General features: G+C 60.8%; 8 protein-coding genes. 6 read left to right on the forward strand and 2 right to left on the reverse strand.

What is annotated here, in order from left to right; all coding sequences use genetic code 11:
- Position 1: 1 nt before the first annotated feature.
- The 6 genes from atuC to ppnP all read left to right on the forward strand — a co-directional run bounded on the left by atuC (position 2) and on the right by ppnP (position 6,742).
- On the forward strand, positions 2–1,618 hold the full coding sequence (gene atuC / locus AC1DRJ_RS03600) for a geranyl-CoA carboxylase subunit beta (protein ID WP_477800866.1): 1,617 nt from the start codon (positions 2–4) through the stop codon (positions 1,616–1,618).
- A 134-nt stretch (positions 1,619–1,752) separates the two neighbouring features.
- Positions 1,753–2,910, forward strand: a complete 1,158-nt coding sequence (gene atuD / locus AC1DRJ_RS03605; RefSeq protein WP_477800867.1) for a citronellyl-CoA dehydrogenase — start codon at positions 1,753–1,755, stop codon at positions 2,908–2,910.
- Positions 2,907–3,704, forward strand: a complete 798-nt coding sequence (locus tag AC1DRJ_RS03610; RefSeq protein ID WP_477800868.1) for an enoyl-CoA hydratase/isomerase family protein — start codon at positions 2,907–2,909, stop codon at positions 3,702–3,704. Before atuD ends, AC1DRJ_RS03610 begins: the two co-directional genes overlap by 4 nt.
- Before the next feature lie 109 nt (positions 3,705–3,813).
- A complete protein-coding gene (locus AC1DRJ_RS03615) occupies positions 3,814–5,775 on the forward strand; it encodes an acetyl/propionyl/methylcrotonyl-CoA carboxylase subunit alpha (protein WP_477800869.1) in 1,962 nt (653 codons plus the stop codon).
- Positions 5,776–5,846: 71 nt separating this feature from the next.
- Complete coding sequence (locus tag AC1DRJ_RS03620; RefSeq protein ID WP_477800870.1) at positions 5,847–6,389, forward strand: 3'-5' exonuclease; 543 nt, start codon at positions 5,847–5,849, stop codon at positions 6,387–6,389.
- Positions 6,390–6,457: 68 nt separating this feature from the next.
- A complete protein-coding gene (gene ppnP, locus AC1DRJ_RS03625; RefSeq protein ID WP_477800871.1) occupies positions 6,458–6,742 on the forward strand; it encodes a pyrimidine/purine nucleoside phosphorylase in 285 nt (94 codons plus the stop codon).
- Between the two features lie 69 nt (positions 6,743–6,811).
- Here ppnP and AC1DRJ_RS03630 read toward each other — a convergent pair whose 3' ends face one another.
- Together AC1DRJ_RS03630 and AC1DRJ_RS03635 are read right to left on the reverse strand one after the other, a co-directional pair.
- Positions 6,812–7,618: an MOSC domain-containing protein gene (locus tag AC1DRJ_RS03630; protein WP_477800872.1), complete on the reverse strand. Its 807-nt coding sequence runs from the start codon at positions 7,616–7,618 to the stop codon at positions 6,812–6,814.
- Between the two features lie 124 nt (positions 7,619–7,742).
- A complete protein-coding gene (locus AC1DRJ_RS03635) occupies positions 7,743–8,678 on the reverse strand; it encodes a chemotaxis protein CheV (protein ID WP_477800874.1) in 936 nt (311 codons plus the stop codon).
- Positions 8,679–8,697 lie beyond the last annotated feature (19 nt).

Raw genomic sequence — 8,697 nt, forward strand, 5'->3', positions numbered from 1 at the left:
CATGCCGGTGATTCAGTCGCAAGTGGACCCGTTCAGCGCACAGTTCGCCCAAAACCGCGCAGCGATGCTGGCCGTGATCGAACACGTCCGCCAGCTCGAACAAAACCTGCTGAACAAGGCGGCCGAAGCCAAACCAAAATTCGACAAGCGCGGGCAATTGCTGCCGCGTGAACGTCTCAACCTGTTGCTCGACCCCGGCGCGCCGTTCCTCGAACTGGCGAGCCTGGCTGGCTACAAGCTGCACGACGACAAGGACGGGAGCGCGGCCGGTGGTGGTTTGATTGCCGGGATCGGTTACGTGTCCGGCGTGCGCGTCCTGGTAGTGGCAAACAACAGCGCGATCAAGGGCGGGACCATTTCCCCCAGCGGATTGAAAAAGTCCCTACGCCTGCAACAGATCGCCATGGAAAACAAACTGCCGGTGATCACCCTCGCTGAAAGCGGCGGCGCCAACCTGAATTACGCGGCGGACATTTTCGTCGAAGGCGCCCGCAGCTTTGCCAATCAGGCGCGGATGTCGGCCATGGGCTTGCCGCAGATTACCGTGGTGCACGGCTCGGCCACCGCCGGTGGCGCTTATCAGCCTGGATTGTCGGATTACGTGGTGGTGGTGCGCGGCAAGGCCAAGCTGTTTCTCGCCGGCCCGCCCCTGCTCAAGGCGGCGACCGGAGAAGTCGCCACTGACGAAGAGCTGGGCGGCGCCGAGATGCACGCGCAAACCGCTGGCACTGCCGAGTACCTGGCCGAGAACGATGCCGACGGCGTGCGCCAGGTGCGCGAAATCGTCAGCCTGCTGCCGTGGAACGATCAATTGCCCTGGCGCCCCGAACGTCGCTGGGAAGAACCGCTCTACCCCATCGACGAACTGCTGGGACTGATCCCCGATGACCCGAAAAAACCCTACGATGCACGCGAAATCATTGCTCGCATCGCCGACGGCTCGAACTTCCTCGAATTCAAGGGTGAGTTCGATCAGCAGACCGTCTGCGGCCAACTGAAAATCCAGGGGCGTGCCTGCGGCTTCATCGGCAACAACGGCCCGATCACGCCCAAGGGTGCGAGCAAGGCTGCGCAGTTCATCCAACTATGCGACCAGAGCCAGACGCCGCTGCTGTTTTTCCACAACACCACCGGGTTTATGGTCGGCACCGAGTCGGAACAGCAAGGCGTGATCAAACACGGCGCGAAGATGATTCAAGCGGTGGCGAACGCGCGGGTGCCGAAACTGACGATTGTGGTCGGCGGTTCCTATGGCGCCGGCAACTACGCCATGTGCGGGCGTGGCCTTGATCCGCGATTTATCTTCGCCTGGCCCAACAGTCGCACCGCTGTGATGGGCGGTGCCCAGGCCGGCAAGGTGCTGCGGATCGTCACCGAGGCCAAACAACTCAAGGACGGTCTGGTGCCGGACCCGAAAATGCTCGACATGCTCGAGCAGGTCACCGCGCTGAAACTCGACAGTCAGTCCACTGCCCTCTACGGCAGTGCCAATCTATGGGATGACGGCCTGATCGATCCGCGGGACACCCGGACATTGCTCGGCTACTTGCTGGATATCTGCCACGAGGCCGAGGTGCGGCCACTGCAGGCCAACAGTTTCGGCATCGCACGGTTTTAGTTGATCGTTCCCACGCTCCGCGTGGGAATGCAGCCCGGGACGCTCTGCGTCCCAAAGAGCGGACGCGGAGCGTCCATAGAGGCGTTACCACGCAGAGCGCGGGAACGATCGGGTCCGTCAGGAGAACAATAAAAATGATCTTCACCCAGGAACACGAAGCACTTCGCCGCACCGTCCGCCAATTCGTCGATCACGAGATCAATCCGCACGTCGAGGAGTGGGAAAAGGCCGGACGCTTTCCGATCCACGAGATCTTCCGCAAAGCCGGTGATCTCGGTTTATTGGGGATTTCAAAACCGGAAAAATTCGGCGGCATGGGTCTGGACTACAGCTACTCGATTGTCGCCGCTGAAGAGTTCGGCACCATTCATTGCGGCGGCATTCCGATGTCCATCGGCGTGCAGACCGACATGTGCACCCCGGCGCTGGCACGGTTCGGCTCCGATGAGTTGCGCGACGAGTTTCTGCGCCCGGCCATTGCCGGAGAACAGGTCGGTTGCATCGGCGTTTCCGAAGTCGGTGCCGGCTCCGACGTCGCCGGGCTGAAAACCACTGCCCGCAAGGACGGCGACGATTACGTGATCAACGGCAGCAAGATGTGGATCACCAACTCGCCCAGCGCTGATTTCATCTGCCTGCTGGTCAACACGTCGGACGACAAACCACACATCAACAAATCGCTGATCATGGTGCCGATGAACACGCCAGGCATCAGCCTCAGCTCGCACCTGGACAAGCTCGGCATGCGCAGCTCGGAAACCGCCCAGGTGTTTTTCGACAACGTGCGTGTGCCGCAGCGCAACCGCATCGGCCATGAAGGCGCCGGATTCATGATGCAAATGCTGCAATTCCAGGAGGAACGCCTGTTCGGCGCGGCGAACATGATCAAGGGCCTGGAGTACTGCGTCGACAGCACCATCGAGTACTGCAAGGAACGCAAAACCTTCGGCAATGCGCTGATCGACAACCAGGTGATCCACTTCCGTCTGGCGGAGCTGCAAACCGAAATCGAATGCCTGCGGGCACTGGTCTATCAGGCCACGGAGCAATACATCAAAGGCAAGGACGTCACCCGCCTGGCCTCCATGGCCAAACTCAAGGCCGGACGCCTGGGCCGCGAAGTCAGCGACAGCTGCCTGCAATATTGGGGCGGCATGGGTTTCATGTGGGACAACCCGGTCGCCCGTGCTTACCGCGACGTGCGACTGGTGTCGATTGGCGGCGGCGCCGACGAAATCATGCTGGGGATCATCTGCAAACTCATGGGCATCCTGCCGGGGAAAAAGAAATGAGTACCCTGCCTGATTGCCAGACGTTGCTGTTGGAGGCACATAACGGTGTGTTGCACATCACCCTCAACCGCCCGGAAAGCCGCAATGCCATGAGCCTGCAAATGGTCACCGAACTGCGCACGGTATTCGCGGCGGTGCGCGATGATCGGGCGGTTCGGGCATTGGTTATCAGCGGAGCCGGCGGGCACTTCTGTGCGGGGGGCGACATCAAGGACATGGCCAATGCACGCGCCCAAGGCCCGGACGCCTATCGCGCGTTGAATCGAGTATTCGGCGCGCTACTGCAGGAGGTGCAACACGCGCCACAAGTGGTGATCACGGTGCTGCAAGGCGCGGTATTGGGCGGCGGCCTGGGGCTGGCCTGCGTGAGCGACGTCGCCTTGGCCGATCACTTGGCGCAGTTCGGTTTGCCGGAAACCAGCCTGGGCTTGCTGCCCGCGCAAATTGCGCCCTTTGTGGTCCAGCGCATTGGCCTGACACAGGCCCGGCGACTGGCGCTGACCGCCGCGCGCTTCGACGGTACCCAGGCGCGGCGGATGGGCCTGGTGCATTTTGTCGAGCATGACGCGCAAGCGCTGGCCGAACGCCTGGATGAAATCCTCGCCCATGTGCTGTGCTGCGCGCCCGGTGCCAATGCGACCACCAAAAAACTGTTGCTGGCGAGTGCCGGGCAACCGACAGATGCGTTGCTGGACGATGCGGCGCAGTGGTTCAGCGAAGCGGTGACCGGGGCTGAAGGCGTCGAAGGGACCATGGCTTTTGTGCAAAAAAGAAAACCGGGCTGGGCCTCCTAAAAGCTTCGCGAGCAAGCCCGCTCCCACATTTGAAATGCGTTCGAATGTGGGAGCGGGCTTGCTCGCGAAGAGGCCATCACACTCACCGCAAATCTCAAGGAAAGCCTTCATGCCCGGACTCAGAAAAATCCTGATCGCCAACCGCGGTGAAATCGCCTGCCGCATCCAGCGCACCGCCCAGGCGCTGGGCTATCGCACCGTTGCCATCTTCAGCGCTGCCGACGCCGACGCCCTGCACGTGCAAATGGCCGACGAAGCCGTCAACATCGGCCCGGCCCCGGTGCAGCAGTCTTATCTGAACATCCCGGCGATCATCGATGCCGCCCGGCGCACCGGCGCTGATGCGATCCACCCCGGCTACGGCTTCCTCTCGGAAAACACCCACTTCGCCCTTGCCTGCCGTGACGCCGGCATCACCTTCATCGGCCCCAGCCCCGAAGCCATCGAGCTGATGGGCAGCAAGCGCCTGTCGAAAATCGCCATGATCGACGCTGGGGTGCCCTGTGTTAAAGGCTATCAAGGCGCCGAACAGGACGACGCAACCCTGAGCCGCGAAGCCGATCGCATCGGTTACCCACTGATGATCAAGGCCAGCGCTGGCGGGGGCGGACGTGGCATGCGCCTGATGCAGGACGCCAGCGAGTTACTTGAACAACTGCGTACTGCACGCTCCGAAGCGCAGCACGGTTTTGGCAGCGATGAACTGATCCTCGAACAAGCTTTGATCGACCCACGCCACGTCGAGATACAACTGTTTGGCGATCAGCACGGCAACCTGATTTACCTCGGCGAACGCGACTGTTCGATCCAGCGGCGCCATCAAAAAGTCATCGAAGAAGCCCCCTGCCCAGTGATGACCCGCGAGTTGCGTCAGGCCATGGGCGAGGCCGCACTCAAGGCGGGTCGGGCAGTCAATTACGTCGGCGCGGGCACGGTGGAATTTTTGCTGGACGCGCGCGGACAGTTCTACTTTCTGGAGATGAACACCCGGCTGCAAGTGGAACACCCGGTGACCGAACTGATTACCGGGCTGGACCTGGTGGCCTGGCAATTTCTCGTCGCCGAAGGACAACCGCTGCCATTACGGCAGGAGCAAGTACAGCTCAACGGGCATGCCATGGAAGTGCGCTTGTACGCGGAAGATCCGGCTCACAACTTTCTACCCCAGACCGGTCAGATCACGGCTTGGGAACCTGCGTTGCCCGCCGGCGTACGGATCGATCATGGCCTGATTGAAGGCCAGGACATCAGCCCGTTCTATGACCCGATGCTGGGCAAGATCATCGCCCACGGTGCAACCCGCGAGGAAGCCCGGCGCAAGTTGCTGCGGGCGGTGCAGGACAGCGTGCTGCTGGGCGTGCAGAGCAATCAGCGCTTGCTCGCCAGTCTGCTGCAACACCCGCAGTTCATCAGTGGCGAGTTCAGCACCGGGTTCATCCCGACCTGCTTCGCTGACGATCCGTGCTTGCAGGCCCATGTCCCGAGCGCCGCCGAACTGGCCATCGCTGCCGCGCTGTTCTATCACGCGTCGGCACAGGCTCACCCGGCACCACTGGCCGGCTGGCGCAACAACGCCAGCGTGCCCTTGCACTATCGCATCGGCCTGAATGAGCAGGACTGGCCGGTGGAAGTGAACGCCTCGCCTGACGGGTCATTCCGGATTCGAGTGGCCGAGCAACTTCTCGAATTGAAGATCGTCCGCTGCGACGGGCGCTGGGCAACGCTGGACATCGACGGCATCCACCAGCGTCATGCCTATCGCCTCGAGGCTGGGCAACTCTGGTTGTTCACCCGCCCCGGCAGTTTGAAACTGGTGGATCGGACTCAGGCGCTGGTCAGCAGTCAAGCCAGCGTGAGTACCGGCACACTCAAGGCACCCATGGACGGTGCCATCGTCGACGTACTGGTCACCGAGGGCAGCCCGGTCAGCAAAGGCCAGCTGTTGGTGGTGCTCGAAGCCATGAAAATGGAGCACCCGCTCAAGTCGGGCATCGACGGGGTGCTTAAACGTTTGCAGGTACGGGTCGGCGATCAGGTTAAAAATCGTCAGATTTTGTTGGAGGTCGAATAAGCCGCTAGGCGGATCCGCCGGGTTTGGCTACGCTCATGCCCTATCAGGACGCGGATACCAGGAACCCTGCAATGCCTCACTGGCTGGTGATAGATCTGGAAGCCACCACCGACGAGGGTGGCTGGCCAGTAACGGAAATGGAAATCATCGAAATCGGTGCCACCCTGGTGGACCGCAAAGGTCGCGAACTGGACCACTTCCAGCGTTTCGTGCGGCCGTTGCGTCGGCCCTTGCTGACACCGTTTTGCCGGGAATTGACTCACATCACCCAAGGCAATATCGATAACGCGCAATCTTTGACCGAGGTATGGCCGGCATTCGAGCGTTGGCTGGGCCACCATCATTCACGACTGGAAGGTTGGGCGAGCTGGGGCGACTACGACCGCAAACAGTTGGTTCAGGAATGGGAGCGCCTGCAACTCGACAGCGCCCTGAGCCGGGTACCACACATGAATCTCAAGCAGCGCTTCGCCAAGGCCAGACGGCTGGAACGTCCGCTGGGGCTCAATGGCGCCTTGCAACTGGCGGGCATGCAGTTTACCGGTCAGCAACACCGGGCACTGGAAGATGCGCGCAATACTGCACGTTTGTTGCCACTGATTCTCCCCGTCTAGAGAGGTGACGGCGTACTAGGCCTTGTGCATACTGGCCGGCCTTTTTAGCCCTTTTTGAGGAATCGCCCATGTTTAAAGTCAACGAGTACTTCGACGGCACCGTCAAGTCGATCGCCTTTGGCACCGCTGAAGGTCCTGCGACCATCGGCGTCATGGCACCGGGCGAATACGAATTCGGCACCAGCCAGCGTGAAATCATGCACGTCGTCAGCGGCGCGCTGACCGTCAAACTGCCTGATAGCGACGGCTGGGAAACCTTCGCTGCCGGCAGCCAGTTCAATGTGCCTGCCAACAGCAAATTCCAGCTGAAAGTGGCCGTCGACACCGCTTACCTGTGTGAATACCGCGGCTAACCCCAGGGTTCGCAGCAAAAAAATGCCCGTGTCGCAGGACACGGGCATTTTTAATTCATACAGGGGCTTTTATTCGAGAATCGTCACCGGCATCCCGACTTCAAGAGGGCCGTTACTGTCGTTGACGAGGTTCTGGCCGAACATCGCGCCGTCGGCCTCGGAACGGTATTTCTGCAAGGTGGCCAGCGGTTCGCGATCATCGCTGCGTAAACCGGTTTGCGGGTCGATAGTGGTCAGAATGCAGCGTGAACAGGACTTGACCACCCGGAACTCGACATCGCCGATACGGATCCGCTTCCAGCCATCCTCGGCGTAGGCTTCGCTGCCCTCAATCACCAGGTTTGGCCGAAAGCGCAGCATCTCCAATGAACGCCCGACCTTTTGCGACAAGTCCTCCAGGGACGCTTGGCCGATCAGCAATAACGGAAAGCCATCAGCGAACGCCACCTGATCATCGTCCTTACCGAAACCGGACTCTGTGGTGCGCGCACGATCGAGAGGAACCTGCACCAGACGCGTCGGTTTGCCGATAAAGGCGCTGACCCAGGCACCTGCCTCGTCGCCGGCATCTGGTACCCGCAAGGTGTCACGCCAGATGGTCACGCCACGCAGTTCAGCGTCACCGGCAGGCACGGCGATTTCGATCGGCGAGCGGCCCGGGGCACTGAGGGTCAAGCCGCCCTTGGCATTCCACAACGCCGACAACTGACTCATGGACGCCACCGCGCGCTGAGTCAAAAAGCGCCCGCTGGCCTCATCGACCAGCATCCAGCGTCGATCACCGTCCAGCCCCAGCTTGTCGAGCCCGACTTGCTGCAAGGTCTCGCCCTTGCCGGATTTCAGCGGATAACGATAAAGCGCGCTCAGACGCAGCATGGCCAGCTCCCTGGTGGGCAAAAAAGGCCACCCTATACGAGCTTGATCGCCGAATCAAAGGCTGCAGGGTTCCCCTGCAACATTGAATCTCCCACAGGGAATGTGGCCAGTCCTTGAATCGTGATCAGGCCGGCACTTCGTCGATCATCAGGCGCTGGCGCACCACGTCGACGAGTTTGTCCGGCTGGAATTTGGAGAGGAAGTTGTCGCAGCCGACTTTCTTCACCATCGAGTCGTTGAAGCTGCCCGACAGCGAGGTATGCAGGACCACGTAAAGGCCACGCAGGCGCGGGTCATTACGGATTTCAGTGGTCAGGCGATAGCCGTCCATTTCCGGCATTTCCGCGTCGGTGAACACCATCAGCAGTTTGTCGGTCATGGATACACCTGTCTCCGCCCAGGCCTTGAGCATGTTCAGCGCCTTCAGCCCGTCGCTGGCAATATGCATCTTCACGCCCAGCTGACCCAGGGTGTCGCGCAATTGCGACAAGGCTACGTTGGAGTCGTCGACCAGCAGCACTTCACGGCCCCGGGCGCGCTCCAGTATTGGGTCTTCGAGTTTTTCTCGGGAGACTTTGGCGCTGTACGGCACGATTTCGGCCAGGACTTTCTCGACGTCGATAATTTCCACCAACTGGTCATCGACCTTGCTGATCGCCGTGAGGTAATGCTGGCGACCGGCGCTGGTTGGCGGCGGCAGTATGGCTTCCCAGTTCATGTTGACGATGCGGTCCACGCCCCCGACCAGAAACGCCTGCACCGAACGGTTGTATTCAGTGACGATGATCGTGCTGGTTGGGCTCGGTACCAGCGGACGCATGCCGATAGCTTGGGACAGGTCAATCACTGGCAGCGTCTGGCCACGCAGGTTGACCACGCCGCAGACGAATGGATGGCGCTGCGGCATTAGCGTCAGCTTGGGCAGCTGCAGCACTTCCTGAACTTTAAACACGTTGATCGCGAATAACTGCCGGCCGGCCAGGCGAAACATGAGAATTTCCAGGCGATTCTCACCCACCAGTTGCGTGCGTTGGTCTACAGTATCGAGAATGCCGGCCATCAATGACTCCTGCTTGTTC

The sequence above is a fragment of the Pseudomonas sp. P5_B2 genome, assembly GCF_056400445.1.

Excerpts from the sequence above, each read along its gene's own strand:
- AC1DRJ_RS03620 (WP_477800870.1), top strand. The coding sequence starts at position 5,847 with ATGCCTCACTGGCTGGTGATAGATCTGGAAGCCACCACCGACGAGGGT.
- AC1DRJ_RS03610 (WP_477800868.1), top strand. The coding sequence starts at position 2,907 with ATGAGTACCCTGCCTGATTGCCAGACGTTGCTGTTGGAGGCACATAAC.
- atuC (WP_477800866.1), top strand. The coding sequence starts at position 2 with ATGCCGGTGATTCAGTCGCAAGTGGACCCGTTCAGCGCACAGTTCGCC.
- AC1DRJ_RS03630 (WP_477800872.1), bottom strand. The coding sequence starts at position 7,618 with ATGCTGCGTCTGAGCGCGCTTTATCGTTATCCGCTGAAATCCGGCAAG.
- AC1DRJ_RS03635 (WP_477800874.1), bottom strand. The coding sequence starts at position 8,678 with ATGGCCGGCATTCTCGATACTGTAGACCAACGCACGCAACTGGTGGGT.
- ppnP (WP_477800871.1), top strand. The coding sequence starts at position 6,458 with ATGTTTAAAGTCAACGAGTACTTCGACGGCACCGTCAAGTCGATCGCC.
- AC1DRJ_RS03615 (WP_477800869.1), top strand. The coding sequence starts at position 3,814 with ATGCCCGGACTCAGAAAAATCCTGATCGCCAACCGCGGTGAAATCGCC.
- atuD (WP_477800867.1), top strand. The coding sequence starts at position 1,753 with ATGATCTTCACCCAGGAACACGAAGCACTTCGCCGCACCGTCCGCCAA.